27 protein-coding genes are annotated in these 26,132 nt (G+C 59.6%); 11 read left to right on the top strand and 16 right to left on the bottom strand.

Translation table 11 applies throughout. The features are described from left to right. The first annotated feature begins 2 nt into the window (after positions 1–2). A complete protein-coding gene (hisG, locus tag Q6L55_01405) occupies positions 3–686 on the top strand; it encodes an ATP phosphoribosyltransferase (GenBank protein ID MEN9257374.1) in 684 nt (227 codons plus the stop codon). Here hisG and Q6L55_01410 read toward each other — a convergent pair. From Q6L55_01410 to Q6L55_01430, 5 genes are all read right to left on the bottom strand, one after another. Beyond that, entirely contained in the window at positions 606–929 is a 324-nt protein-coding gene (locus Q6L55_01410; GenBank protein ID MEN9257375.1) for a DUF565 domain-containing protein, read from the bottom strand. The genes hisG and Q6L55_01410 overlap by 81 nt on opposite strands. After that, complete coding sequence (gene secF / locus Q6L55_01415) at positions 910–1,833, bottom strand: protein translocase subunit SecF (GenBank protein MEN9257376.1); 924 nt, start codon at positions 1,831–1,833, stop codon at positions 910–912. Before secF ends, Q6L55_01410 begins: the two co-directional genes overlap by 20 nt. A 105-nt stretch (positions 1,834–1,938) precedes the next feature. Next, positions 1,939–2,790 (bottom strand): phycobilisome linker polypeptide, encoded by an 852-nt coding sequence (locus tag Q6L55_01420; GenBank protein ID MEN9257377.1) that lies wholly within the window; start codon positions 2,788–2,790, stop codon positions 1,939–1,941. A gap of 104 nt (positions 2,791–2,894) precedes the next feature. After that, on the bottom strand, positions 2,895–3,383 hold the full coding sequence (cpcA, locus tag Q6L55_01425) for a phycocyanin subunit alpha (GenBank protein MEN9257378.1): 489 nt from the start codon (positions 3,381–3,383) through the stop codon (positions 2,895–2,897). Positions 3,384–3,437: 54 nt separating this feature from the next. Next, on the bottom strand, positions 3,438–3,956 hold the full coding sequence (locus Q6L55_01430) for a phycocyanin subunit beta (GenBank protein ID MEN9257379.1): 519 nt from the start codon (positions 3,954–3,956) through the stop codon (positions 3,438–3,440). Between the two features lie 479 nt (positions 3,957–4,435). Between Q6L55_01430 and Q6L55_01435 the strand changes: the two genes are divergently transcribed. After that, positions 4,436–5,188, top strand: coding sequence for a phycobilisome rod-core linker polypeptide (locus Q6L55_01435; protein MEN9257380.1), 753 nt, complete (start codon positions 4,436–4,438; stop codon positions 5,186–5,188). Here the strand turns inward: Q6L55_01435 and Q6L55_01440 are convergent. The 3 genes from Q6L55_01440 to Q6L55_01450 are packed head-to-tail and all read right to left on the bottom strand — an operon-like array spanning position 5,185 to position 8,152. Next, entirely contained in the window at positions 5,185–6,888 is a 1,704-nt protein-coding gene (locus Q6L55_01440; protein ID MEN9257381.1) for an NAD+ synthase, read from the bottom strand. The genes Q6L55_01435 and Q6L55_01440 overlap by 4 nt on opposite strands. Then, positions 6,885–7,556: a hypothetical protein gene (locus Q6L55_01445; GenBank protein ID MEN9257382.1), complete on the bottom strand. Its 672-nt coding sequence runs from the start codon at positions 7,554–7,556 to the stop codon at positions 6,885–6,887. The genes Q6L55_01440 and Q6L55_01445 overlap by 4 nt, the downstream gene beginning before the upstream one ends. Continuing rightward, the gene (locus tag Q6L55_01450) at positions 7,553–8,152 is read right to left on the bottom strand and encodes a nicotinate-nucleotide adenylyltransferase (protein MEN9257383.1); all 600 of its coding nucleotides are present in this window, start codon (positions 8,150–8,152) and stop codon (positions 7,553–7,555) included. Before Q6L55_01450 ends, Q6L55_01445 begins: the two co-directional genes overlap by 4 nt. 757 nt (positions 8,153–8,909) lie before the next feature. Here Q6L55_01450 and psaA point away from each other — a divergent pair. Further along, positions 8,910–11,225, top strand: coding sequence for a photosystem I core protein PsaA (gene psaA / locus Q6L55_01455; protein ID MEN9257384.1), 2,316 nt, complete (start codon positions 8,910–8,912; stop codon positions 11,223–11,225). Between the two features lie 14 nt (positions 11,226–11,239). Next, the gene (psaB, locus tag Q6L55_01460; protein MEN9257385.1) at positions 11,240–13,471 is read left to right on the top strand and encodes a photosystem I core protein PsaB; all 2,232 of its coding nucleotides are present in this window, start codon (positions 11,240–11,242) and stop codon (positions 13,469–13,471) included. Between the two features lie 105 nt (positions 13,472–13,576). Here the strand turns inward: psaB and Q6L55_01465 are convergent, their stop codons facing one another. After that, positions 13,577–14,350, bottom strand: a complete 774-nt coding sequence (locus Q6L55_01465; protein MEN9257386.1) for a tetratricopeptide repeat protein — start codon at positions 14,348–14,350, stop codon at positions 13,577–13,579. 79 nt (positions 14,351–14,429) lie between these two features. On the opposite strand from Q6L55_01465, the gene Q6L55_01470 reads away from it, so the two are divergent. Continuing rightward, the gene (locus Q6L55_01470; GenBank protein MEN9257387.1) at positions 14,430–15,170 is read left to right on the top strand and encodes an HAD family hydrolase; all 741 of its coding nucleotides are present in this window, start codon (positions 14,430–14,432) and stop codon (positions 15,168–15,170) included. Here Q6L55_01470 and lepB read toward each other — a convergent pair. Continuing rightward, positions 15,162–15,737, bottom strand: a complete 576-nt coding sequence (gene lepB / locus Q6L55_01475; protein MEN9257388.1) for a signal peptidase I — start codon at positions 15,735–15,737, stop codon at positions 15,162–15,164. The genes Q6L55_01470 and lepB overlap by 9 nt on opposite strands. 36 nt (positions 15,738–15,773) lie before the next feature. Further along, positions 15,774–17,366, bottom strand: a complete 1,593-nt coding sequence (locus tag Q6L55_01480; protein MEN9257389.1) for a DUF1957 domain-containing protein — start codon at positions 17,364–17,366, stop codon at positions 15,774–15,776. 117 nt (positions 17,367–17,483) lie between these two features. Between Q6L55_01480 and accD the strand changes: the two genes are divergently transcribed. The 3 genes from accD to psbV2 are packed head-to-tail and all read left to right on the top strand — an operon-like array spanning position 17,484 to position 19,374. Continuing rightward, positions 17,484–18,392 (top strand): acetyl-CoA carboxylase, carboxyltransferase subunit beta, encoded by a 909-nt coding sequence (gene accD, locus Q6L55_01485; protein ID MEN9257390.1) that lies wholly within the window; start codon positions 17,484–17,486, stop codon positions 18,390–18,392. Between the two features lie 38 nt (positions 18,393–18,430). Next, positions 18,431–18,916: a photosystem II cytochrome c-550 gene (gene psbV, locus Q6L55_01490; protein ID MEN9257391.1), complete on the top strand. Its 486-nt coding sequence runs from the start codon at positions 18,431–18,433 to the stop codon at positions 18,914–18,916. A 5-nt stretch (positions 18,917–18,921) separates the two neighbouring features. Next, positions 18,922–19,374 carry a photosystem II cytochrome PsbV2 gene (gene psbV2, locus Q6L55_01495; protein ID MEN9257392.1) on the top strand — a complete coding sequence of 151 codons (453 nt, stop codon included), beginning with the start codon at positions 18,922–18,924 and terminating at the stop codon, positions 19,372–19,374. Here psbV2 and grxD read toward each other — a convergent pair. Then, positions 19,371–19,694 (bottom strand): Grx4 family monothiol glutaredoxin, encoded by a 324-nt coding sequence (gene grxD, locus Q6L55_01500; GenBank protein ID MEN9257393.1) that lies wholly within the window; start codon positions 19,692–19,694, stop codon positions 19,371–19,373. The two genes, psbV2 and grxD, sit on opposite strands and share 4 nt — an antisense overlap. Positions 19,695–19,782: 88 nt before the next feature. Here grxD and gcvT point away from each other — a divergent pair, with 88 nt between their 5' ends. From gcvT to Q6L55_01515, 3 genes are all read left to right on the top strand, one after another. Continuing rightward, positions 19,783–20,847, top strand: a complete 1,065-nt coding sequence (gene gcvT, locus Q6L55_01505; protein MEN9257394.1) for a glycine cleavage system aminomethyltransferase GcvT — start codon at positions 19,783–19,785, stop codon at positions 20,845–20,847. Positions 20,848–20,850: 3 nt separating this feature from the next. Further along, positions 20,851–21,237 carry a glycine cleavage system protein GcvH gene (gene gcvH / locus Q6L55_01510; GenBank protein ID MEN9257395.1) on the top strand — a complete coding sequence of 129 codons (387 nt, stop codon included), beginning with the start codon at positions 20,851–20,853 and terminating at the stop codon, positions 21,235–21,237. Positions 21,238–21,614: 377 nt separating this feature from the next. Then, positions 21,615–21,791 (top strand): hypothetical protein, encoded by a 177-nt coding sequence (locus tag Q6L55_01515; GenBank protein ID MEN9257396.1) that lies wholly within the window; start codon positions 21,615–21,617, stop codon positions 21,789–21,791. Here Q6L55_01515 and Q6L55_01520 read toward each other — a convergent pair. From Q6L55_01520 to Q6L55_01535, 4 genes are read right to left on the bottom strand one after another with little or no spacing between them, the layout of a single operon-like run. Continuing rightward, entirely contained in the window at positions 21,780–22,229 is a 450-nt protein-coding gene (locus Q6L55_01520; GenBank protein ID MEN9257397.1) for a divergent PAP2 family protein, read from the bottom strand. The two genes, Q6L55_01515 and Q6L55_01520, sit on opposite strands and share 12 nt — an antisense overlap. A 30-nt stretch (positions 22,230–22,259) precedes the next feature. Continuing rightward, a complete protein-coding gene (locus tag Q6L55_01525; protein ID MEN9257398.1) occupies positions 22,260–23,171 on the bottom strand; it encodes a polyprenyl synthetase family protein in 912 nt (303 codons plus the stop codon). 51 nt (positions 23,172–23,222) lie between these two features. After that, the gene (locus tag Q6L55_01530) at positions 23,223–24,140 is read right to left on the bottom strand and encodes a bestrophin family ion channel (protein ID MEN9257399.1); all 918 of its coding nucleotides are present in this window, start codon (positions 24,138–24,140) and stop codon (positions 23,223–23,225) included. Positions 24,141–24,166: 26 nt separating this feature from the next. Then, complete coding sequence (locus tag Q6L55_01535) at positions 24,167–25,771, bottom strand: phosphodiester glycosidase family protein (GenBank protein ID MEN9257400.1); 1,605 nt, start codon at positions 25,769–25,771, stop codon at positions 24,167–24,169. Positions 25,772–26,132 lie beyond the last annotated feature (361 nt).

A 26,132-nucleotide genomic window follows, 5' to 3' on the forward strand; every position in this document is an offset into this window, starting at 1 on the left:
GGATGCTGGTCATTGCTCTGGCGAAGGGGTCCCTCCTGGCCGACAGCATTGACCGGTTGTATCGAGTAGGATTGGACTTTCGCCCCCTGTTAGCGGCAGACAACCGCCTGTTGCAGATGCAAGACCCGGCCACCGGGGCGCAGGCCCTTTTGGTCCGCAATCACGATGTGCCGGCCTATGTGGCCCGGGGGCAGGCCCACGTGGGGGTTGTGGGCTACGATATGCTGCGGGAATCAGGGGCGGAAGTGGCCCAGTTATTGGATTTGGGGTTTGGTCATTGCCGCATGTCGGTGGCCGTGCGCCGGGACAGCCCCTACCGTTGCGCCCTGGATTTGCCCCCCTACGCCCGGGTGGCCACCAAATTCACCCACTGCGCCCGTGAGTTTTTTGCCGCCCTGGATTTGCCGGTGGAACTGGTGCCCCTGGCCGGCTCGGTGGAACTGGGTCCCTTGACGGGCATGGCCGATGCCATCGTGGACCTGGTGGCCACCGGACGCACCCTGCGGGAGAACGGGTTAGTGGAGTGCGATGTCCTATTCCACAGTAGCGCCCGCTGGATTGCCCACCCCTTGAGCTACCGCCTAAACCACGGGGGAGTGCAGGACCTAACTGCCCAGCTTGAGCGCATCCAGGTACATGCCGCCGATAAAACCGATCTTGAACATGTTGAGCAGGGAAAGGAGTAATCCCACCCGCCGGCGGCTATAGGTCAACCAACTCACCAGTTCCGTCGCCACCAACAGGACCACCATGGCCACCGGGTCCAATTGGGCCAGCGCCCCCAGACTGGTGCTGACGGCCGTCGCCGCAAACGTGCCCCCGAAAAACATCACCAGGTACAACAGCCAGCGATTCAAGGGCCAGGCCACCCAGCGCTGTACCGTCTGTCCCACCTGGTCCGCCAGTTGATTAAGCCGGGTTTGTTGCATGGCGACTCCGCCACCAGGCCAAGGCGGTACTGGCAATAAAAATGCTGGAATAGGCGCCGCTGACAAACCCCACGATCAGGGCCAGGGCAAACCAACGCAACGTTTCTCCCCCGAACAACACGATCGCCACCAAGCTCAGGATGGTGGTCAACGTGGTGTTAATCGAGCGGGTCAAGGTCTGGGCCACAGCGGTGTCCACCACCTGCTGGATCGGCCAATCCCCGTGCCGCTTCAACAGCTCCCGTACCCGGTCATAGATCACCACCGTGTCGTTAACCGAAAACCCCACAATCGTCAGCAGAGCCACCACAAACAAACTGTCCACCTCCACCCCCGCCACCAACCCCAGCAGGGCAAACACCCCCACCGTCACCAGCACGTCATGAAGCAGGGCCACAAACGCCAACACCGAATAGTCCACCTGAAACCGCACCGCCAAATACAGCCCGATCCCCAAAAAGGCCACCACCAACGCCACCAACCCGCTGACAAAAATTTGGCGGCCAAACGTCGGGCCGATACTGTCGATCTGGGTTTTTCGAGGATCAATCGGACCCATAACCTGAATGAGCTTCCCCTGGAGTTGCTCCCGCTCCTGGGGCGTCAAAAACCGGGTGCGCACCGACACCGCCTGGTCCCCCACAATCTGCAGGCTGCTACTCCCCAAGCCCAATTCCGCCAGCGCCGCCCGCAACGGGGGCAAGGTCAACGGCTCCGGGCAACCCTGGGAACAGTCCCGCTCCAGTTGCAACCGCGTCCCCCCCACGAAATCAATACTGGGCCGCAAAGGGTATCCCGTCTGCACCCACAGCAGGGCCATCGCCACCAGTCCCATCAGGATCACCCCCAGGGACAACCCCCACCACAACCCTCGATACCGCGTGACCCGCCAGGTTATCTCCATGGCTTGCGCTCTTGCTTCTTGCTACCATTGTACCGACACCAGCGCCGCCGCAAAAAAAAAGACCCCTAGGGGGTCCCCAACCAAACACAACCAGCGAATTGTCCGTCAGGCCGGAGTAATGCTGGCGATCCGTCCCCCTTGCCGCTGGATTTGCTGCATCCGGGCCGAGAGTTGCTCGTAGGGCACCAGCAGGGTTTGCGTACTGCGCCGCACCCGTGGTCCCGCCAAGCCAGCCACCTCCACCCGATAGACCCGGCTGCTATCGCCTACCAAAGCCCCCTGGCGCGCTGGCCCCGTCTGATTGGGGGTCGGACGAAAGGCCCAGCCATCGCTCACCCCCGACGGCGGGATCACCGTATTGGCCGTATTGCGGGCCAAATTCCAGGTCAAGCGGGGGTTGCGTTGCTCCAGTTGCGCCCGGTCACTGTTGGCATAGCCCCGGTACAGACGAAACATGCGGGTAAAGCCCACCGTTTTTTGCCCCGGCTGGCTCCAGAACCCTCGGTAATAGGGCACGATGTGGTCCCCAAAGTTATCCGCGTACTCTTGACTGTCAATGTAGGAGTCAATTTCCGCGTCGTAGCCCTCATTCACATAAATATCGTTGTGCAGACGAATTTCCATCTCGTCATAGGGCGCCCGCCCCAGCAGATGTTTGTAATTCAACTCGATAAAGCGCACCTGCGGGTTCGGGTAGAAAAACTTGCTTTTATAGAGTTCCGATTTGGCGAGCGCCCGTACAAACTCCCGCACCGTGATATTGCCATTGCGCAATTGGGACTCGGCAAACCGCAGCCGCTGGGACGCCATCACGTAATCGTTCCCCAGCACCTGCCGGTAAGCTGCCCGGATCACCCGGTCGTAGTCCGCCTCCGTCGGATTGCTGCGCAATTCAATGCGTTCATCCCGGTTCAATTCACTAATCCCCAAATTTTTCGCCGACGTGGATGTAGTCATAGGATCGTTTCCCCTCAACAATGCAACAGCCCCAGGAAATATAAACCCGGTAAGAATTCCCTGTTCAGGTGATTCCCACCGGGTGAATGGTCTCCCCTTAGCCCTTAGCTCAGGGCATTAATGGCGTAGTCAATGTAGTTATTGGCTTCCGTTGCCGCTTGGCCCGTCAGCCCGTGGTTGGCCTTGATGTACTTCAGGGCTTCCACATACCAGCTCGGCGACAGATTGAAGCTGCGGTTAATTTCATCCAAACCGGCGATCAGATATTCATCCATCGGCCCCGTGCCGCCCACGATTAAGCAGTAGGTGACCATGCGCAGGTAGTAGCCGATGTCCCGCTCACACTTGGCCTTGCCCCGCTCATCGTAGGCATATTCCGGGCCTTGCATTTGGGTGGTGTAGGGGAACTTGTTGTACACCGCCTGGGCGGCACCCTTGATCAACTGCTCCGCCTTGGCCGTCAGTTCCTTAGCCGCCTGCAGACCCGCTTGCGCCCGCCCAAACCGGCCAAACGCCGCCTGCAGTTCCGTGTTGCTCAGGAAACGGCCTTCGCTATCGGCTGCCGCAATGATTTCCGTCAAAGGGGTTTTCATGATCGCTCCACTCCTTAAAAAAACAACTCAACACAACAATCAGGGCCAGACCGGTTAGACCACCGCCGCCGCCGCCCGGTCAAAGTAGCTGGCGATTTCCGAGACGATTTGGCTGCAATCACCCCGGGTAATGCCGTTGGGGTCGTTGACGATGGCAATGGCCGCTTCCTTCATCTTTTGAATCCCCACGGCCACAGAAGCCCCCGGCACCCCCAACGCTTGGTAGGTTTCCCGCAGCCCGTTCAAGCAGCGGTCATCCAACACACTGGGGTCCCCAGCCAAGGTGGCGTAGGTCACATAGCGCAGGATGATTTCCATATCCCGCAGGCAGGCCGCCATCCGCCGGCTGGTGTAGGCATTCCCGCCCGGTTGAATCAACTGGGGCTGCTCGGCAAACAAGGCCCGCGCCGCATTGGTCACGATGGTCGCCGCATTGGAGGTCATCCGGTTCACAGCGTCCAACCGTTTGTTGCTATCGGCCACCATCGCCGACAGGGCATCAATTTGCGCCGGGCTAATAAATTCCCCCCGAGTATCCGCCTGGGCAACCACTTTAGCAAATGCGTCCAACATGGATGTGAATCTCCTTTTAACGGAATCTTCTCTAAACAACAGTTCGGGTAAAAGCCACTGTGCAACACAACCCCTGTCACCCCCCTCAAAAACGCCAAGGTTTCTCAGAAGGGTCCCAAGGGTGCGCCACAGCCGCGCTTCCCCCAAAACCCTTTATAGCGGAAGATTAGAAAGGACTTTTTTAAGAATCATTGCAAGTTTTTCAGACCGTAGGCCAGCGTACAAACCGCCCTAAACCCACGCCAAGCCAGTAATACCTGCCTTGCCCACCCCCACCCCCTGAACCAAATACCCCCGCATTTGAAACAAAACTTTACTGTTGTTTGTAAAACGCAAAGATCAGATGGCTTACCGGCGGTGTTCCGGGGCAATTTGTTTTTATTTTTTAACAATTGGCGCTCCAGGCGTTAACCGGGGCGGGCGGGGGTCGGGGTTGAGTATTATCGAAATCAATGGGCAACTTTTTGGAGAGAGGCACAATGGCGTTACCTTTGCTCAGTTACGGGCCGACCAGCCAGAACCAGCGGGTGGTGGGGTATGAAATAGGTGGCGAGGAGCAGCCCCGGGTGTTTACCACGGAAAATTTGCTGTCCCCTAGCGACATGGATGCTCTGATTTGGGCTGCCTATCGGCAGATTTTCAGCGAGCACCAGATCATTCGGGCCAACCGGCAGCCGGTGTTGGAGTCCCAACTGCGCTATGGCCAGATTACCGTGCGGGATTTCATCCGGGGGTTGCTGCTGTCGGAGGCCTTCCGCCGCAACAACTACGACTGCAACGACAACTACCGGTTTGTGGAACTGGTGGTGCAACGGGTACTGGGACGGGATGTCTATAGCCAGCGGGAAAAGATTGCCTGGTCCATCGTGCTGGGCACCCAGGGCATCAAGGGGTTGGTGGACGCCCTCCTCAACAGCGATGAATATATGGAGAACTTTGGGGACAACACGGTGCCCTACCAGCGGCGGCGGATTTTGCCCCAGCGGGAAAAGGGGGAAACGCCCTTTAACCTGAAGACCCCCCGCTACGGGGATTACTACCGCAAAAAATTGGGCTTTCCCCAGTTGGGGGCTGGACTCCCGGCCAAGCGCATTCCCGACCGGGGCCGCAAAGGGGGCGATCCCGCCGATTACCGCGAACTGGCCCGCCTGGTTATTTACGCGGTCAAAACACCCCCGGCGACAGTCTCCATCCCCGAGGATTTCCTGGCCGCCGTACCACGTCGCCGCTAGTCCCGCAAGGGGAGTTTCTGCCGGGGAGGTTGGGCCACGAGGGGTACCCGCCAGCCCCGGTCAAAGGCCCGCTCGGACACCTTCAGCACTGGTGCGGCCTGAAAACGTTTGAATTCGGCCCGTTGTACCATTTGCATCACCTGGGCAACCAGGACGGGGTCGTGACCGGCAGCCACGATTTGATCCGGGGTTTGCCGTTCTCCCAGCCAGCGGTGCAGGATGTCGTCGAGAACGGGGTAAGGGGGCAGGGTATCCTGGTCCGTCTGGCCCGGTTTCAGCTCGGCGCTGGGGGCTTTGGTCAGGACAGACTCGGGAATAACGGCTGGTTCGCCCCGCCCTTGCCGGTGTGCATTGTACCAGCGGGCTAGGGCATACACCTGGGTTTTGTACAGGTCGCCGATGGGGGCCAGGGCGCCGCACATGTCCCCGTACAGGGTGCAGTAACCCACCGCCAGTTCCGACTTGTTGCCAGTAGCCAACACCAGCGCCCGGAACTTATTGGCCAGGGCCATCAGCAGCGTCCCCCGGATGCGGGATTGGATATTCTCTTCGGTCACATCCGGTGTCATCCCTGCAAACAGGGGGGCCAATGCCTGCTGGTAGCCAGCCATCAGGTCGTGGATGGGTATTTTCTCGGTAGCAATCCCCAAATTGGCCGCCAGGGTTAGGGCATCGGTGATGGAGGTCTCCGAGGTGTAGGGTGACGGCAGCAGTACCCCCTGCACCTGTTCCGCCCCCAGGGCCTCCACCGCCAGGGCCGCCACCACCGACGAGTCAATCCCACCGCTCAGGCCGATCACCACCCGCTGGAAGCCGCTCTGGTGGACGTAGTTGCGAATGCCCAACGTTAGGGCCTGCCACACCTCCCCCCAGGACTCCGGCGCCGGATGCAGGCGGGTTTCGGACCATTGCCCCTGGCGATAGCTGACGATTTGCACCTCTGGCTGAAAGGCCCGCCCCCGGTGAATTACCTGCCCCTGGGCATCCACGATCACATTCCGCCCATCGAAAATGAGTTGGTCCGTCGCCCCTACTTGATTCACATAGACCAGCGGCACATGGTATTTGCGGGCGTGGTGGGCCAATAGGGCTTCCCGCAGCGCTCCTTTCCCCTGCCAATAGGGGGACGCCGACATATTGATCACCACATCCACCCCCCGTTCCATCAAGCGGGCAATCGGATTGTCCGGGTAACGCCGCCCGCTCCAAAACTGCTCGTCATTCCACAGGTCCTCACAAATGGTGATGCCCAGGCGTAGCCCCTGCCAACGCAAGATATTAAGCTGCTGCCCCGGCTGGAAATAGCGGTGTTCATCAAACACGTCATAGTCCGGCAGGAGTTGTTTGTGGAACGTGTATCGCACCCGGCCATCCAGCAAGAGCGCTGCGCCGTTAAATAAAGGTTTTTCTCCCTTTTGCCACCAATCAGGGTTGGGGAGAATCGTGCCCACTAAAACGCCGATTTTCGGGGGCAGTTTCAGGGCCAGGTTGTGCAGGGCAGTTTGGCAATTTTCTACAAACAAAGGGTCCAGCACCAGGTCCTGAGGGGGGTAGCCGCACAGGGACAATTCCGGCGTAATCAGCAACGACACCGACTGCAACGCGCACTGTTTGGCCGCCTGTAAAATCTTTGCGCTATTGCCCAGTAAATCCCCCACCGTGGGATGCAGTTGGGCCAGACCCAGTCGCAGTTCACTCATATAAACACCATGGGTTTATCTTTGTAGGGTAAAAAAGCTTCCCGGTCAAAACGATACAAACTGGCCGGTCGTCCCGCCCCGCGGCACACTTTTTGACCCGTGTCTTGCAAAAATCCCAACTTCAACAGGCGGGCGCGAAAGTTGGAATAATCGCTGAAGTCCTCCCCCAGGATGGTGGCGTAGAGCTGGTAGAGTTCCCCCAAGGTAAACAACTCCGGCAGCACCTGAAAGGCAATGGGGCTGTATTCCAACTTGTTGCGCAGTCGCTGATAGCCATAGCGCACGATGTCAGCGTGGTCCCCCACCAACGGCGGCAGTTCGGTAAAGGGCACCCACCGCACCGGCTCCGGCCCCGGCAACAACACCGTTTCCTGGTACTGCACCAGGGCAAAGTAGGCCACGCACAAATAGCGGTGGTCGGAGGTTTCCCGGACATCCCGCCCCGGTCCCCCAAAGGTGTAGAGCTGTTCCAAATACAAATGCTCCACCTGCACCTTCGTCGCCAACACCCGGTAGGCCTGTTCCGCCAGGGTGAGTTCCCCGCTCAGGGGCATTCCCGGCAACCGCGCCGGTTCCTCCATACACAAGAGCACCAACAGGCGCTGGGCTTCCGTGTCCACCGAAAAAATGACCGTCACCACCTCGACGGTGATTTGCAGAGCGTTCATCGGCGGGGGGTCGGCATTTCCGCTTCCCGGTAAAGTCCGTGATCTTGGATGTAGGCCTGTACCGCCGGACTGAGTTCGTCCAAACATTGCCCCTCCCGAAAGGCCCGGGACGACCAATCCGGCACCGTAATCGGGGCGATGCGCACCCGGGGGCTATGCTGATGCAGCCAATCCAAGGCCGCCGGCGCCAGGGTGTAACCCGTACGGGGGATAATCACCACCTCCACCTGGGGAAACAACTCCTCCGCCTGGTGCCAGCGGGGCAGTTGGGGCAGTAAATCTGCGCCTAAGGCCAGCGTTAGGGTCGCCTGGGGATATTGCTCCTTCACCCGCGCCACACTCACCCGCGTAAACCGGTGGCTCAACTCGGGCGCCAAGCGCACCTTGGGTTCCCCCAACTCCTGCACCAACCGCTCCAGCATGGCCATGCGGTGCTCTAGGGGCGTCTGCCCCGTCTTCAAGGGATTATCCGCCGCCCACACCAAAACCTGGTCAAACTCGTCCTCCTGGGCCAGCCAGCGGATGATCTGGGCATGGGCCAACGTCGGAGGGTCTGCACTGGTGCCAAAAAGCGCCAACCGCTGGGGATCGTTCATGGGGGATGGCCATCGTCGTAAATTATAGTGATTCTAACCAAAATCCTTAGCTTTTGCCAGGCGCTGGCGCAGCGATGGTGCAGCCGTCCTTTATCAGCAAGCGACCGTTTGGCCAGAGCCAGAGAGCCATCTGGGTCGGTGGTCACATCCACTGGGTCCGGTGGAGGTAATCCTTTCCCACCGCCGCCCGCCAGCAGTCAAGGCTCCATCCCCCCCCCTTGTGGCATCTCCATCGTGATGGGCGTGAAGGCCTGGTCATGGCGATTTCCCCAGACCATCGGCAACAAGGTGCGCCTCTCGACCAGGGCGGGGCAAGGGACCCATCAGCACAACTTTCCCGGGGCAAAAAGCGGGGAATGGACTGGTCGTTCTGCCTATCCCCCAGCAGTCAGCCCACCTACCCCGCACCACACCGCCAGAGGGCCAAGCGGAGCACTCCGCACCACATCCCCTCCCAGCGCGACCCATGCCTACTGACAATGGGACCGCCACCCTAAAAAGCAAAGATATGTAAATTTGTGTAAATTTATTTTGCGATGCTGCGGGTGGACGGCGGAGAAACGACAGGGACTTTAACTATTATTAACGCCCCGGTTCGGGCGGCGATGGGAGCCTATAATGCTGACTAAAGCCAACGGTGTTACTGGGCTGAAATGGGAATTTCCTGGGTCAGCTCAGGGAGGGGGGATGCCAGTCTTTTGGGTCCCTCTAGGCACAACACTGTTATTCCTTGCCGTAGTAGGAGAGGAGCGTTCTAATGACCATCAGTCCACCGGAGCGGGAAGCGAAGGTCAGGGTGGTTGTGGACCGGGACCCCGTACCCACGTCCTTTGAGCGGTGGGGCAAGCCGGGGCATTTTTCCCGGAGTCTGGCCAAGGGGCCGAAAACTACCACCTGGATCTGGAATCTGCACGCTAACGCTCATGATTTCGACAGTCATACCAGCGACCTGGAGGACATCTCCCGCAAAATTTTCAGCGCCCACTTTGGCCACTTGGCGGTGGTGTTTGTGTGGCTGAGCGGGATGTACTTCCACGGGGCCAAGTTTTCCAACTATTCGGCCTGGCTGGCGGACCCATTGCACGTCAAGCCCAGTGCCCAGGTGGTTTGGCCGATTGTAGGCCAGGAAATTCTCAACGCCGATGTGGGAGGCGGATTCCAGGGGATTCAAATTACCTCTGGGTTCTTCCAACTCTGGCGGGCCAATGGGATTACCAATGAGTTCCAACTTTACTGCACGGCCATTGGGGCGCTGGTGATGGCGGCGCTGATGCTGTTTGCCGGCTGGTTCCATTACCACAAGGCGGCCCCCAAGCTGGAGTGGTTCCAAAATGTGGAGTCCATGCTGAACCACCACCTGGCGGGTCTGCTGGGTTTGGGGTGCTTGGGCTATGCCGGGCAGCAGATTCATGTGTCGTTGCCGATTAATGCCTGTTTAGATGCCATTGATGCGGGGAAACCGCTGACGGTTGGCGGCAAGGTGATTGCCTCGGTGGCGGATATTCCCCTGCCCCACGAGTGGATTTTGCACCCCCATTTGATGGCGGATGTGTTCCCCCATGTGCCCTGGGGGGTGCCCAGTGGGGTGATTCCCTTCTTTACGTTGAACTGGGGGGCCTACGCGGATTTCCTGACGTTTAAGGGGGGCCTGAACCCGGTGACGGGGGGTCTGTGGCTGACGGATACGGCCCACCACCATTTGGCCCTGGCGGTGCTGTTTATCATCGCCGGCCACATGTACCGGACCAATTGGGGGATCGGCCACAGCCTGAAGGAAATCCTGGAGGCCCACAAGGACCCCTTGTTGATTGGGGGGACGGGTCACAAAGGGCTATATGAAATCCTGACCACTTCGTGGCATGCCCAATTGGCGATTAACCTGGCGATGCTGGGGTCGCTGACGATCATCGTGGCCCAGCACATGTACGCCATGCCGCCCTATCCCTACTTGGCAACGGATTACCCCACCCAATTGTCCCTGTTTACCCACCACATGTGGATTGGGGGCTTTTTGATCGTGGGGGCCGGTGCCCATGGGGCGATTTTCATGGTGCGGGATTATGACCCGGCGCAGAATGTGAACAATGTGCTGGACCGGGTGATCCGGCACCGGGATGCGATTATTTCCCACTTGAACTGGGTGTGCTTGTTCCTGGGCTTCCACAGCTTTGGCCTGTATATCCATAACGACACGATGCGGGCGCTGGGACGGCCCCAGGATATGTTCTCGGATACGGCCATCCAACTGAAGCCGGTGTTTGCCCAGTGGATTCAAGGGTTACACGCGGCGGCGGCGGGGGCGACGGCTCCCTATGCCAGTGCGGGGGTAAGTCCCATCTTCGGCGGGGAAACGCTGGTGGTGGGTGGTAAAGTGGCGATGATGCCGATGGTGTTGGGCACGGCGGATTTCATGGTGCACCACATCCATGCCTTTACCATCCATGTGACGGTGTTGATCCTGCTGAAGGGGGTGCTGTTTGCCCGTAACTCCCGTTTGATTCCGGACAAGGCGAATCTAGGGTTTGCCTTCCCCTGCGACGGTCCGGGGCGGGGCGGGACGTGCCAGGTCTCGGGGTGGGACCACGTGTTCCTGGGCCTGTTTTGGATGTACAACGCCCTGTCGATTGTGATCTTCCATTTCTCCTGGAAGATGCAGTCGGACATTTGGGGCACGGTGGACGCCGAGGGCACGATCAACCACATCACCAGTGGCAACTTTGCCCAGAGCGCGATTACCATCAACGGCTGGTTGCGGGATTTCCTGTGGGCGCAGTCGTCCCAGGTGATCGGTTCCTACGGGTCGGCGTTGTCGGCCTACGGGATCATGTTCCTGGGGGCGCACTTTGTCTGGGCGTTTAGCTTGATGTTCCTGTTCAGCGGGCGCGGTTATTGGCAGGAGTTGATTGAGTCCATCGTTTGGGCGCACAACAAGCTCAAGGTGGCGCCGGCCATTCAACCGCGGGCGTTGAGCATTATCCAGGGACGGGCGGTCGGTGTGGCACACTACCTGCTTGGGGGGATTGTGACCACCTGGTCGTTCTTCCTGGCGCGGATTATCGCCGTATCCGGCTAAGGGAAGGAGAGACTATGGCGACGAAGTTTCCGAAATTCAGCCAAGCCTTGGCCCAAGACCCGACCACACGGCGGATTTGGTATGCCCTGGCGACGGCGAATGACTTTGAAAGCCACGATGGCATGACGGAGGAAAATCTCTACCAGCGGATTTTTGCCTCCCACTTCGGCCATCTGGCAATCATCTTCCTGTGGACGTCGGGGAACCTGTTCCACGTGGCCTGGCAAGGCAATTTTGAGCAGTGGATTAAGGACCCGTTGAATGTGCGGCCGATTGCCCATGCCATTTGGGATCCGCACTTTGGTCAGGCGGCGGTGGAGGCCTTTACCCAGGCGCAAGGGGCGACAGGGCCGGTGAACATTGCCTACTCGGGGGTGTATCAGTGGTGGTACACCATCGGGATGCGCACCAATAACGACCTGTATGCGGGGTCAATTTTCCTGCTGCTGTTGGCGGCGGTGGCCCTGTTTGCGGGGTGGCTGCACCTGCAACCTAAGTTCCGGCCTTCCTTGGCCTGGTTTAAGAACGCCGAGTCCCGGTTGAATCACCACCTGGCGGGGCTGTTTGGGGTGTCGTCCTTGGCCTGGACGGGGCACCTGGTGCACGTGGCGATTCCGGAATCCCGGGGGGTGCATGTGGGCTGGGATAATTTCCTGAGCATGCCGCCCCACCCGGCGGGTTTGGCGCCCTTTTTCTCGGGGAACTGGGGGGTGTATGCCCAGAACCCCGATACGGCGGCGCATGTGTTCGGCACGGCTCAGGGGGCGGGAACGGCAATTCTCACCTTCTTGGGGGGCTTCCATCCCCAGACCCAGTCCCTGTGGTTGACGGACATTGCCCACCACCATTTGGCGATTGCGGTGATTTTCATCATCGCCGGGCACATGTACCGCACCAACTTTGGCATCGGGCACAGCATCCGGGAAATCCTGAAGGCGCACCGACCACCGGAGGGAACGCCCTTTGGGGGCTTGTTGGGACGTGGCCATGAGGGGCTGTACGACACGATCAATAACTCGCTGCACTTCCAGTTGGGGTTGGCCCTGGCCTGCTTGGGGGTGATCACTTCCCTGGTGGCGCAGCACATGTACAGCCTGCCGCCCTATGCTTTCCTGGCTCAGGACCAAACCACCATGGCGGCGCTTTACACCCACCACCAGTACATTGCCGGGTTTTTGATGGTGGGGGCGTTTGCCCACGGGGCCATCTTCTTTGTGCGGGACTATGACCCCGAGCAGAACAAGGACAATGTGCTGGCCCGGATGCTGGAGCACAAGGAGGCGTTGATTTCCCACCTGAGCTGGGTGTGTCTGTTCCTGGGCTTCCACACGCTGGGTCTGTATGTCCACAACGATGTAGTGGTGGCCTTTGGGCAGCCGGAAAAGCAAATTCTGATTGAGCCGGTGTTTGCCCAGTGGATTCAGGCGGCCCACGGGAAGGCGCTGTATGGGTTCAATGTGTTGCTCTCGAATCCGGACAGCATTGCTTCCACGGCCTGGCCGAACTACGGGAATGTGTGGTTGCCGGGGTGGTTGGATGCTATCAATGCGGGCAACAATTCCCTGTTTCTGACGATTGGGCCGGGGGACTTCCTGGTGCACCATGCGATTGCCCTAGGGCTGCACACCACGACCCTGATTCTGGTGAAGGGGGCGCTGGATGCGCGGGGTTCCAAGCTGATGCCGGACAAGAAGGACTTTGGCTACAGCTTCCCCTGCGACGGTCCGGGGCGGGGTGGCACCTGCGATATTTCCGCCTGGGATGCGTTCTACCTGGCCATGTTCTGGATGCTGAACACCATTGGCTGGGTGACGTTCTACTGGCACTGGAAGCACCTGGCGCTCTGGCAGGGGAATGTGGCCCAGTTTAACGAGTCCTCCACCTACCTGATGGGTTGGCTGCGGGATTACCTGTGGCTGAACAGCTCCCAGCTCATCAATGGCTACAACCCCTACGGGATGAACAACCTGTCGGTGTGGGCCTGGATGTTCCTGTTCGGGCACCTGGTCTGGGCGACGGGGTTCATGTTCCTGATTAGCTGGCGGGGTTACTGGCAAGAGTTGATCGAAACGCTGGTCTGGGCGCATGAGCGGACGCCCCTGGCTAACCTGGTGCGGTGGAAGGATAAGCCGGTGGCCCTGTCTATTGTCCAAGGGCGCTTGGTGGGTCTGGCCCACTTCACGGTGGGTTACATCTTGACCTACGCGGCGTTCTTGATTGCTTCGACAGCCTCTATCTTTGGCTAGGTAACTGCTACTTCAAACTAATTCACTCATCCCCTGCCTGGTATGGGTGGGGGATTTTTGTTGTCATACAGTTTTCCTATGCTTTGGGCCTTGGTACACCCACATTTAGGGACGCGGACTAGGGGCAGGGGTGGCTGCTGCTAGCCGTTGAATTTCATCCCGATGTTCCGGGGGGGCCAGTTCCGCGGCTTTGCTAAATAAGGGTTGGGCCTCTTGGGTTTTACCGAGGGCCTTGAGGGTCTGGGCTTTGGCAAAAATGGGGCGAAAATCCTGAGGGTTTTCCCGTATCAATTGGTCAAACAGGGCTAGGGCCGCTGCCGTCTTCCCCTGGGCCAGATACACCCGCCCCATCTGAATCTGGATGCCTGTCACATCGGCCTGCTGGGGATTCACTTTCTGTAGGGATTGCTGGAGGAGGGATTCGGCCATCGCCGGACGTTCCAATTGCACCAGTAAGTCGGTGACGCCCACCAACGCCAGCAAATTCCCCGGTTGTCGCTGGAGCAATTCCCGATAGGTTTTGACCGCCGCTTCCTTGTCCCCAAGCTCAGCCTGGGTTTGCGCCAGTAAAATCCCATATTCGCTCACCTGGGGATGCAATTTGGCCAGTCGCTCAAGGAGGGGCACGGCACCCTTGAGGTCCTTCTCCTGGAGGCGAATCTTCAACAACCCCCGCAGGGCATAGGTGTTATTGGGGTCTTTTTGTAGAACCAGTTCATAGCCCTTGGCAGCGCTCACCTGATCCGCTGGCGAGGGGGATTCCGCAGGTGTGGGCTTGGGCAATAGATTGTCCAGGTAGGGCAGCACGCCTAGTCCCAAAAAGGCCGCCCCGCCAATCACCATGACCAATTGCAACCACCAGCGCTGGGGCCTTGCCATGGGTTTTTTGCCGTCAACCACGCTCCCATCCTACCAAACGGGGTGATAGGCTGGAAACGGTCCCACGGGAGACACGGCCATGCCCACGCTCATCATCAACGGGTTACGTTTGCCGGCTGTCCAGGCGGTGGTCTGGGACAAGGACGGGACCCTGGCCGATACGCTGGACTACTGGCGGCAGGTGGGGGAAAAACGCTTGCAGTACCTAGAAAAGCAGGTGCCGGGGGTGGCGGCGCGCTTGCGGGTGGCCTTTGGCTATAGGAATGGGGGACTGGAACCGGGGGGATTGCTGGCCACCGGCAGCCGCTATGAAAACGAAATTGCTGCTGCGGCCTATGTGGCGGAACAGGGCTGGGACTGGCAGAGCGCCTTGCACCTGGCACGGGAGACATTTCGGCAGGTGGAACAGGTCTGTCCCGGCGTCCACACCATTCCCTTGCGCCCGGGCGCCCGTGAGGTTTTGACCCAACTGGCCCAAGCGGGCTACCGGCAGGCCATTCTCTCGGCGGATATTTCCCCTAACGTGCAGGGATTTGTGGCCCACAACCAGCTCCAAGACCTACTGCACTACTACACGGGTATTGACCTGCCCCCCACCAAACCTGACCCCCAGGCCCTCCTGCACACCTGCCAAATCCTCGGGGTGGAACCTGGGCAAACGGTGATGGTCGGCGACTCGCCGGTGGATTTGGAAATGGCCAAACGGGCGGGCTGCGCTGCGGCGATTGCCGTCACCTGGGGCTTTCACCGGGCAGAAAAACTGGCGCCCCTAGCCGATGCCCTCCTCAGCGATTGGTCCCAGGTGCGAGTCCTAGGGTGAAGGAATGCTGCCGATGCGGTGGGGAGGCCAGAAGCGCACCGCCGCCCGCCCGATGATGTTGCGCCGGGGGACAAATCCCCAAAAGTGGCTATCAAAACTGTGGTTGCGGTTATCCCCCAGCACCAGGTAATGACCGGGGGGCACCGTCACCGGCCCGTATTCATAATTCGCCGGCGCTGCCACATAGGGTTCCGCCAGGGGCTGGCCGTTGATGTACACCACCCCCCCTTTCACCTGCACCTGCTCCCCCGGCAACCCGATAATGCGCTTGATAAACGCATCCCGAAACCCCTGCTCCCGCAACACCGGCGTCGGTTGAAACACCACAATTTCTCCCCGCTGGGGGTCGCGAAATTCATAGGTGACCTTGTCAATGATCAGCCGGTCGTTTACCTGGAGGGTGGGCATCATGGACTCCGAGGGAATATAGCGGGCCTCGGCGACAAAGGTGCGAATGCCAAAGGCCAGGAGTAAACTCACACCAATCGTTTTGGCCCACTCCACCAGGCTATTTTCATCTGTCGTTTTGGAGGAGGGGAGGGCTTGTTTTTTATCCACCTTGGTCATAGGCTAACCGTTTCACACTCCCGACATTACCCTAGCCTAGTCCAACGGGCGGTACACCCGGTAGTTGATATGAGGAAAGATATTGTCCATTTGTTCCAACTTGACCAGCCACTCCCGGTCAATTTTCCCCGCCTTGATCTCCTCATACAGACGGTTAAAGCGCTGGAGATGGGAGCGGGTGCGTTTGACGGCATAGGGCACCATCGTCCCCGTGCGCATAATAAACGCCCAATCCGACGACTGGGCCAGCAACAACTCCCGTGCTGCCTGGTTCAAGGCCCGCCATTCCCACTGGTCTCGGGGTTCGCGGCGGCTCAGTTCAATCATCCGCTCGGTGGCCTTGTGTAGGTGGGGGTAAATCCAACTGTTAGTTTCGTTGAGCCAGTACTCATGAAATCCCTTATAGCCCCAACTGGATTGGGCCGGCCGACAGACCTGTTGCGTGGGATGCGCCCGCAGGTAGTCGCTCAGGTGGGTCATTTCGTACACGTCCTGGTCGTAGTAGGACTTGCGGAACAGGTAGTCCAAAAACCAGGGGCCTTCGTACCACCAGTGGCCAAACAACTCCGCGTCGTAGGGGGCGGTGACAATCGGCGGTCGCTGCATCAGCTCGGCTAAGTAACCAATTTGTTGGGTGCGGTTGTACATGAAGTTACCGGCGTGTTCAGCGGCCTTTTCCCTGGCCCAGTAGGGGTCATATAGGGCTTTGTCGCTCAGGCTGCCGTTGCGGTGGGTGATGCGGTGGTATTTGATCCCCACGTTCTTACGCTGGCCGTTGGGCATGATGTAGGGCTTGATGTACTCGTAGTCCGCCTCCCAGCCAATGTCCTTATAAAATTCGCGATACACCGGGTCGCCGGGATACCCCACCTCCGAAGACCACACCTGCTGGGATGTCTCGTGATCCCGGGCGAAAACCGCCACGCCGGTTTCTGTAAAGACGGGGGCGTAGGTGCCGTAGCGGGGGCGGGGCCGAGCGTAGAGCAACCCATGCCCATCGCAGATGAAATAGCGAATCCCCACATCCGCCAGCAGACGTTCCAGGCCCTCGTAGTAGGCGCATTCGGGAATCCATATCCCCCGGGGCATACAACCGAAATGTTCTTGGTAATGCTCCACGGCCACCTGGAGTTGCGCCCACACCGCCTGGGGATACATCTGCATCAGGGGTAAGTAACCGTGGGTAGCCCCCGAGGTGATGATGTCTAGGTTGTTAGTGTCCTGGAATTGCTTGAAGGCCGCCACCAGGTCGCCGCCGTAGTCCTCCCAGGTTTGGCGGATGAGATTGAACTCCCGGGCGTAATGTTCCGCCAGGTACTTGATGTGGCCGTTGTGCTGGTTGTGTTCGATCTCCAGCTCCGCCAGCTCCTCCAACTTGGCCAGGTATTGGTCGTAGCGCTCCTGCAACAGGGGGTCCCGCAGCATCTGCACCAGGGGCGGCGTCAGGCTCAGGGTCATTTTGAAGTCAATTCCGTCCCGCTGGAGTCCCTCGAACATGCGAATCAAGGGGATGTAGGTCTCCGTGATCGCCTCGTAGAGCCACTCCTCCTCCAGCACATAGTCGGATTCCGGGTGACGCACAAAGGGCAAGTGAGCGTGCAGCACCAGGGCCAGGTAACCAATCGCCATGGGGGGACCCAAAAACTTTGAATGCTATTTTAGGATTTTCCCACAGACGGGTGCGTCCTTCGCCACCCGGGGCTAACCCTGCTAAGATGCGAAAAGACCGGCAAAACTTAGCGCGCCATGAGCTTGTTTGACTGGTTTGCCAACCGACCCAAGGCAGCACCCCTGAGCCAGGAACAGCAGCAGCGGGAAATTGCCGACGGCCTGTGGACCAAATGCCCTGCCTGCGGTGCCCTGACCTACACCAAAGATTTGCACCTGAATAACCAAGTCTGTCCCGAATGCGGCTACCATCACCCGGTGAGCAGCCAGGAGCGCATCAAACAACTCATGGACGCCGACACCTGGCAACCCATCAACGAACACCTCCTGCCAACGGACCCCCTGCACTTTGTGGACCGCAAGCCCTACAGCGAGCGCCTGCGGGAAATGCAACTCAAGACGGGCCTGAAGGACGCCATCCAAACGGGGTTAGGGCAGATCGAAGGGATACCGGTGGCCCTGGGGGTGATGGACTTCAACTTCATGGGCGGTAGTATGGGGTCGGTGGTGGGGGAAAAAATTGCCCGCCTGGTGGAAACGGCCACCCAAAGTCGCCTGCCCGTGATCCTGGTTTGTGCCTCCGGGGGCGCCCGCATGCAAGAGGGGATGCTGAGTCTCATGCAAATGGCCAAAACCGCCGCCGCCTTGGGACGCCACCGGCAAGCCCGCTTACTTTACATCAGCGTACTGACCCATCCGACCACCGGGGGGGTCACCGCCAGCTTTGCCATGCTAGGGGATTTGATCCTGGCCGAACCCAAGGCGTTGATCGGATTTGCCGGGCGGCGGGTCATTGAACAAACCCTGCGGGAAAAGCTGCCCGACAACTTCCAGACGGCAGAATACCTATTGCAACACGGGTTTGTGGATATGATCGTGCCGCGCACTCGCCTGAAAAAAGTCCTGGGGCAACTGCTGCGTTTACACAGCCCTGTGCCCCAAATCCCCGGTCATCGCTATGCGACCCCCGGATTCCTGCTAAGCTAAAGGGTGCTGCTGTTGTGTTGGGCATCAAGAGGAGAATCATGATTAGAATGTGCCTGTGGCTGTTGGTCACCATCTGGCTGGGGTGGAGCTGGCTGACGCCGGTGTGGGCTGTCGAGCTGGACGCCGCCACCCGCACGGTTCCCCTGAACGATAAGGGCGATATGGTCACTTTGAGCCTCCAGGAGGTGCAGCGGGGCAAACGCCTGTTTAACGCCAAATGCGCCACCTGTCATGCGGGGGGGATTACCAAAACCAACCCGGCGGTGGGGTTAGACCCGGAATCCCTGGCCCTGGCCACGCCGCCGCGCAATAATATCGAGGCCCTGGTAGACTATATGAAAAACCCCACCAGTTACGACGGTTTAACCTCCATTGCGGAAACTCATCCCAGTATCGCCAGTGCCGATATTTATCCCAAAATGCGCGATTTAACCGAGGATGACCTGTACGCCATTGCCGGGCACATTCTGATTCAACCGAAAATCCGGGGGGTCCAGTGGGGCGGCGGCAAGGTGCACTACTAGTCCTGGTGCTGCTGGTCTGGTGGTTAGGGGCGGTGCCACCGGTTTGGGCCGCCCGCATCGACCCCTATGTCCAGCGTTACCTCCAGGCGGATAATCCCGTGGCCCTCCCGGCGGACGCCAGTGGCACGTTACGGACCTTTACGGCTGCTGACCTGAGCGTGGGCAAACGGTTGTTCGAAAAAAACTGCCTGAACTGCCACGTGGGGGGCGCCACCCTCCCTAACCCCCGGGTGTCCCTTTCCCTAACCGACCTCAAGGGCGCCACCCCCCCGCGGGACAACATCGCGGCCTTGATGGCCTTTATGCGCTCACCCCGCAGTTACGACGGCCGGGAGGAAAGCTATACCTGTCGCGCTTTGCCCCCCGAGAGCGTGCCCGACGGGGCCTTAGCCCAGTTAGCAGCCTTTATCCTCCGGGCAGCTCAGGTGGCGCCGGGCTGGGGGAGTAAGGACCTCTAGGAGGCCATCGCCACCGCGATCTTTTCCTGGAGTTCCCCGGATTGGTACATCTCAATCATGATGTCCGATCCACCGATGAATTCCCCGTTGATATACACCTGGGGAATGGTGGGCCAATTGCTGTATTCCTTGATCCCTTGCCGGATTTCCTCGTCGCTGAGCACATCAAAAGTTTCGTAAACAGCGCCCAACGCGTTCAAAATCTGCACCACATTGTTGGAAAAGCCGCACTGGGGCATCAGTTTAGTTCCCTTCATAAAAACCATGATCTTGTTGTTCTTGATTAGGGATTCAATCCGGTCGCGGGTTTCCGGTTTCATTGTCCTCGTCCCCTGTACAAAACTCTGCCGATTATTATACCAACCCCCGATCTAAGCTACAATCAAAACATCTTCAGGTCACGCGGCTATGCCCCATTCCCCCCTACAATCCTGTTATGAACACCAGGCCAAACTCACGGAATTCGCTAATTGGATATTGCCGGCCCAATTTAGCGGTTTAACCAGCGAACACCAGGCGGTACGCCAACGGGCGGGTTTATTCGATATTTCCCACATGGGGCAGATTCAATTAACGGGGCCGGATGTGTTGCTCCACTTGGACCGGTTGGTGCCCAGTGCCATTGCCCTCCTATCTCCCGGCACAGCCAAATACACGCTGTTGCTGAACGAGCAGGGGGGTATTTTGGACGATTTGATCATCTACGTCCAGGGAGAGGGGGAGGTCAAGTTAATCGTCAATGCAGCCTGTACTGCTAAGGACATGCATTGGTTACGACAGCACCTACCGGCCACCGTTCATCTGGAGCAGCGGCAGGATGCGTTGCTGGCGCTTCAGGGACCCCAGGCGACGGCCCTGCTGCAGACCTTGACGGATACGCTCCTGGCGGACATTCCCCGTTTTGGGCATTTAACCGTGACCACGCCTTGGGGAACGATTTGGGCAGCCCGCACGGGTTACACGGGGGAAGATGGCTGGGAAATCCAGGCTGAACCCCAGGTGGGGCAGGCGATCTGGCAGGCGCTGGTCGAACGGGGGGCGACGCCCTGTGGTCTGGTGGCCCGGGATGTCCTGCGGTTGGAGGCGGGGTTCCACTTGTACGGCCAGGATATGAACGAAAGTACGACACCCTTGGCAGCGGGGCTGGACTGGGTGGTGGACTGGCGCAAGGGGGAATTTATCGGGCGGGCGGCGCTACAGATGCAAAAGCAGGCGGGGGTGGCCCAGAAATTGGTAGGGCTGTGGGGGACAGGGCGGCGCATTTTTCGGACGGGGTATCCGGTGTTGGCGGGGACGCAGTTGGTGGGGCATGTGACCAGTGGCACGTTGTCCTTGAGCCTGGGGCGGCCGATCGGTTTGGCCTATGTCGATACGGCCTGGGCGGTGGCGGGCACCGAATTGACCGTTCAGGTGCGGGATCAGGGGCTACCGGTTACAGTAGGAAAAAGAACGTTTTATCGTCGTGGGGGATAAATAATGGCCCTGACCTACCCGGCTGAGTTGCGCTATACGCCCAGTCACGAATACGTGGCTTTCCAGGATGGGCTGGCAGTGGTGGGTATCACGGCTTTTGCGGTGGAGGAGCTGGGCGACATTACTTACCTGGAATTGCCGCCCGTAGGACACAAGTTACAAAAGGGGGAGCGCTTCGGCACAATTGAGTCGGTCAAGGCGGTGTCGGACCTGTACGCCCCTGTATCGGGAATCGTCACGGCAGTGCACGAGGAACTGGTGGAGGCGCCGGAAAAAATTGCCGCTGACCCCTATGGTTTGGGTTGGCTGCTCAAGGTGCAGATGACCCAGCCTGAAGAAATCGAAACCCTGCTTTCGGCGGCGGAATACCAGGCCCAGGTGGGGGGATAGGGAGTGCCCTGCTCGGTGGCAGAATGGAACCCCTGATGGCGTCTCCCCAATCCCTGGCGCTGGTTACGGTGGCGACCCGGTTTCCCATCCCCTGGGCGCGATTCCCCTTTTTTACCGCCTTACGGCCGGTTATACCCATGCCCATCGGCTACGCTAGGCCCGCAAGATTGCCGGGAATGTGTTTTTGGTCTTGGCCTTGTTGGACTTTTTCGGCATTTCCCTGGCGGTGGTTCGGCTTGGGAAATGGTCACGGCCCAGCAACGGCTAACGGTGCAGGAACACACCGAGGCCCTGGATAAAACCGATATTTCCCCCTCATCAGCTTCTCGACCCGCGGTCATCACTGGTGGGAATATCTGGGCTATCTCCTGGGCATCTTGCGGTTTAGTGGACTGGTGTACCTGTGTCTGGTGCTGGAGGTCCTCGGGCAAACGGGGGCGAGCAACCGGATCCTGGGATTCCTCATCCTGGCGATAGCTGTGCAGTTGGTGGCCGACGGCGTCACGGCGATTTTGCGGCAGGCCAACCTGGGCAGGGCGTTTCTAGGTCTGTAACCAGGGGGTCAATATAAGAGCCACCATAGCGCCGAGCAACCCCCCTGCTAGCACCTGCACCGGGGTGTGCCCCAGCAACTCCTGCAGACGGTTTTGGTCTTGAAATTCCGCGTGTTCCCGACGCAGGGTATCCACCATCTGGTTGAGCAAACGGGCATGGCGACTGGCTGCCAACCGCACCCCCGACGCGTCGTACATGACGATCAGGGCCACCACCACAGCAATGGCAAATTCCGGTCCGTTCCAACCCCAGGTTTGCCCGACCGCCACCGCCAGGGCCGCTACCAAAGCCGCATGGGAACTGGGCATCCCCCCCGATTGGATCAAAGTCTTGGGGTGCCAACGGCCCTGTTGCACCAGGGAGACCAGAGATTTGGTGACCTGGGCCAAGCCACAGGCCAGGAGTGCCACCAGGAGTACCCCGTTCCACGTCGCCATCGTTGCTCGCCCCTGCCTTCGCCTTCTATCTTAATGGGTGCGGGCGACGATGAAATCGGCGATCGCTTGCAGGGGGATGGCCTTCTCACCCCAGGGGTCCAGCCGTTTTTGGGCCTCCTGCACCAACTGCTGGGCCTGCCGCCGGGATTCTTCGATGCCCCACAGGCGGGGATAGGTGACCTTTTGCGCCTTTTGGTCCTTGCCCGTGGTTTTCCCCAACTCCTCCCTCGTGCTGGTGATGTCCAGGATGTCGTCCACGATTTGAAAGGCCAGGCCGATTTTCTGGGCGTATTCGGTGAGGGCGTTGATTAATTCCTCCCCGGCTCCCGCCAGGATGGCCCCGGAGACGACCGAAATTTCCAACAGGGCGCCGGTTTTGTGGGTATGGATAAAGTTGAGGGTTTCCAGGCTGACATCGGTTTTGCCCTCGGATTCTAGGTCCACCACCTGCCCCCCCACCAGTCCTGTCGCGGCCACCGCATGGCCCAACCGCGCCACCACCTCCAGCACTGCCTCCGCCGGCACCCCCCGGGTTTGCCGCACCAACCATTCAAAGGCATAGGCCAATAACCCGTCCCCCGACAGGATGGCAATGGCTTCTCCATAAATCTTGTGGTTCGTCAGGCGGCCCCGCCGGTAGTCGTCGTTGTCCATGGCCGGCAGGTCATCATGAATCAGGGACATGGTGTGGACCATCTCCAGAGCGCAGGCGGTCGGCATGGCCATTTCTACCGTTCCCCCCGCCAATTCACAACTGGCCAAGCACAGGATGGGGCGCAGGCGTTTGCCGCTGCCTAAGAGGGAGTAACGCATGGCCTCGTAAATCCGTTCCGGGTAACGCACGGGGATGGCCGCCGACAGAGCTTCCTCAATCCACTGTTGCCGCTCCTTGAGGTAAGCAGAAAGGTCAAATGTGGCGCTCACACCCGTCCCTTGACTCATAGCCAACCCACAACCTTTGCCCTGATCCTAACCGATAGGGGGGACGCAGGACTAGCGGGGGGTCGGCGGAACCGCCACCGTCCATTGCTGGGAACTAGCCAACTGCAGCAATGCTTCCAGATCCCGTTGAATCACCTGGCAGAGCTGCTCCAGGGGCAAGTCGTTGGGGTCGTCGCCAAAGGGATTTTCGATTTCCAGGGCAATCTCTTCTATCCCCAGCACCACAAAGGCGGCGATGGCTGTTGCCGGGATCACCCCCCACCCCAATTGGGACACCAGCCGAAACGGAAACGACAGACAGTACAGGATAAGAATATGGCGCAAGTGCACCGAGTAGGCCAACGGCTGGGGAGTCCGGCGAATTCGCTCACAAATGCCCAAGGCATCCACCAATTCCGACAGCCGCCGCTCCAGGCCAATGAACTGGTAAGAGGTCAGCCGCCGCTGTTGACTTTGCCAACGCAGGTAGTCTGCCAACCAAAAGGCAATTGTCAAGGGCCGGTGCTCCGCCTGGGCCAGCTGGAACAAACGGTCGCGGCTTAGCAGGCCCTGCAACTCCTCCAGGGATGAACGCCCCCGCAGGTGATTCTTCAAGGTGATGGCGTAGGCAATGACCCAGCGAACCGCTTCCTCCTTGGCCTGTCGGTCACGGGGGCCGGCTTCCTCCACCATGACGGACAAGTGTAACGCCAGATTGCGGGCGCTGTTGACGAGCATGACCCAGGCCTTACGCCCTTCCCAAAACCGGTCATAGGCCGTGTTGGTGCGGAAAAACAACAGGGAACCCACCACGACCTCCACCGCCAGGGTCGCCAAGTGAAACGGGGGCAAGGGCATCCAGTACCGATGCACCAACACCACCACCCAGGCCAGCACCCCGTAAAACACTACCCGGGGCAGCACATTGGGCAAGACCGACCCCCGCCAGGTAAACGTCAAATCCACCCAGTGGTGCCGCTGAAGTTGCATACCCCATTCACTACCCCCTATTCAACTTACGGTATACGACGGCGCAGTACTAGGGCATTATGGATGCGGCCCCCGGGTACTAACACCTGGCCCCCCAGTACCAGTCCACTGGAGTTGCCCCCGTCTAGGTTCAGGGCCGATACTGCCCCCAGCTCCTGCAGGATACGAGTCCATTCTGCCAAGGTAGGTCCCTGCTGCTCCCGCTCGTTGCCGCTGACGGTCACCCATAGCCACCGGCCCTGGCGCTGGACGGCCAAACCGCTGCGGGGCGCCCGTTGCCGGATGAAAAAGGGTTGGAATTGCTCCTGTTCCGGGTTGAGCACCACCTGCCCTTGCTGGAGCAGCAACGGCCCCGCGCCTAGGACATGGGGATAGTCCTGCAAAAAGGGGGGCGTGACCTGTTGGCGCAGTTGCACCGTCGCCCCGGGGGGAAATTGCCCGGCCAGCCCGTCCCATCCCCGCCCCACCAGTAGGTAGCCGTTGAGGGGAATAGGAATCAACCCACCGCTGATGACGCCCATCACCCGGTCCTGTTCGATGCGAATCACCGTTTCGTTGGGGGTCAAGGGGGTGTAATAGGCGCCCCAGTGAGCCGTGTACCGCGCCAGTCCCCGCTGCACAAACCCCGAGTTCAAAGATTGCAGAGTCACGGGCGGCCCCTGGTTGACGCGGAGCTGTTCCTGGAGTTGCGCCCGGCCAAACACCATCTGTCCCCGGTCATTCCAGGCGGCTACCCCCCGTTGCAGGATGGGACTGCTAAACCACTGCCCTTCGACGCGCAGCGCTCCCAGGGGTAATTGGGTCTGGCGGTTAAAAAATCCCCCGTTGATGGCCGCCACTCCTCGGGCTTGCTGGGCTAGGGCGGGTAAAGAGGAAAGCCCCTGTTGCCCCTGGGTACTATCCCACCTTGGCCGCATGGTGTACCGCCGGGGGTCAATCTCTAGCCAGGTCACCGGAAACCCCTGCACCTGCCCCTGGCGCCACCATAAACCCTCGGCCCAGTGAATCTCTAGGGGTTCTGGGGTGCGGGGTTCGATGACCAAGCGGGGGGGGTTGGGCAAAGTGGTCACCTGCATGGGCCGGTCGAAGGTCAACACCGTTGCCTGGGCACTGAATCGCCCATCGGGAAAGTGTTGCCGCAGTTCGCTACGCCCCGGCGCTAGAATCCGTACCACCGTGCGTTGACCGCCGGTTTGTACCTGAAAGGGCGCCGGTTTATCCATCTCCACCACCAGCCGCCGGGCACTCTGGCGTATCTCCCGAATCTGGGGGACCGGGGCGGTAATGCTCAGCCGATTCCCCTCCACCTGGGTCTGCCAGCCCACAGCCGCCCACAGGTCCGTCACGTCCAAGTAACGCCACAGGTATTGGGGATGCCAGGATACCGCCAAAGACTGCACTGGACTGAACCAGACGACCGGTTGCTCCTCAGGACGCCGGTTAGACCGCAGCCGCACCCCTAGCCGCTGGGTCAAATCCTGGTCACTGACGGCCAAACGGAGACGCCCTTGCCCATCCCGCCAGCATCGCCAAGCTCCTACCCAAGTTTCCCCGTTCCACTGAATCTGCTGGATGCCGGAATCATGCTGGGGAGCCGGTAACGGTACTTGCGCCCAGAAAGCAAACCCCATACCCAAACCCCTATCAACTGTATGTCAATAATGATGGGAAAACAGGACTGAAAGTTGCTCGTCCCCCAGAACCGAGGATGGGAACTTTGCGCGGACAACCCTTAATCAAAACCCCAGTAACTTTACTGACATGCACCCAAACCGGCCTATTTTGAGCAAACACCCGATCTTAACGAAAACCCCTTTCCGTGTGATGACGGTCACCAGCAAACCTTAATACCAGAGGGTTGGGAACAGACGCACCCCAGGTGAACCGTCGCCCCAGATCCCCACCGATTTCTCCCTAGCCCAGCATACGGCTCCAAGCCGAAGGTTTTGACCACGCGGAAAGGCGGGGGATTAACCAAGGGCGCTACGGTTT

This window comes from Gloeomargarita sp. SRBZ-1_bins_9, from assembly GCA_039794565.1.
Taxonomy (GTDB): domain Bacteria; phylum Cyanobacteriota; class Cyanobacteriia; order Gloeomargaritales; family Gloeomargaritaceae; genus Gloeomargarita.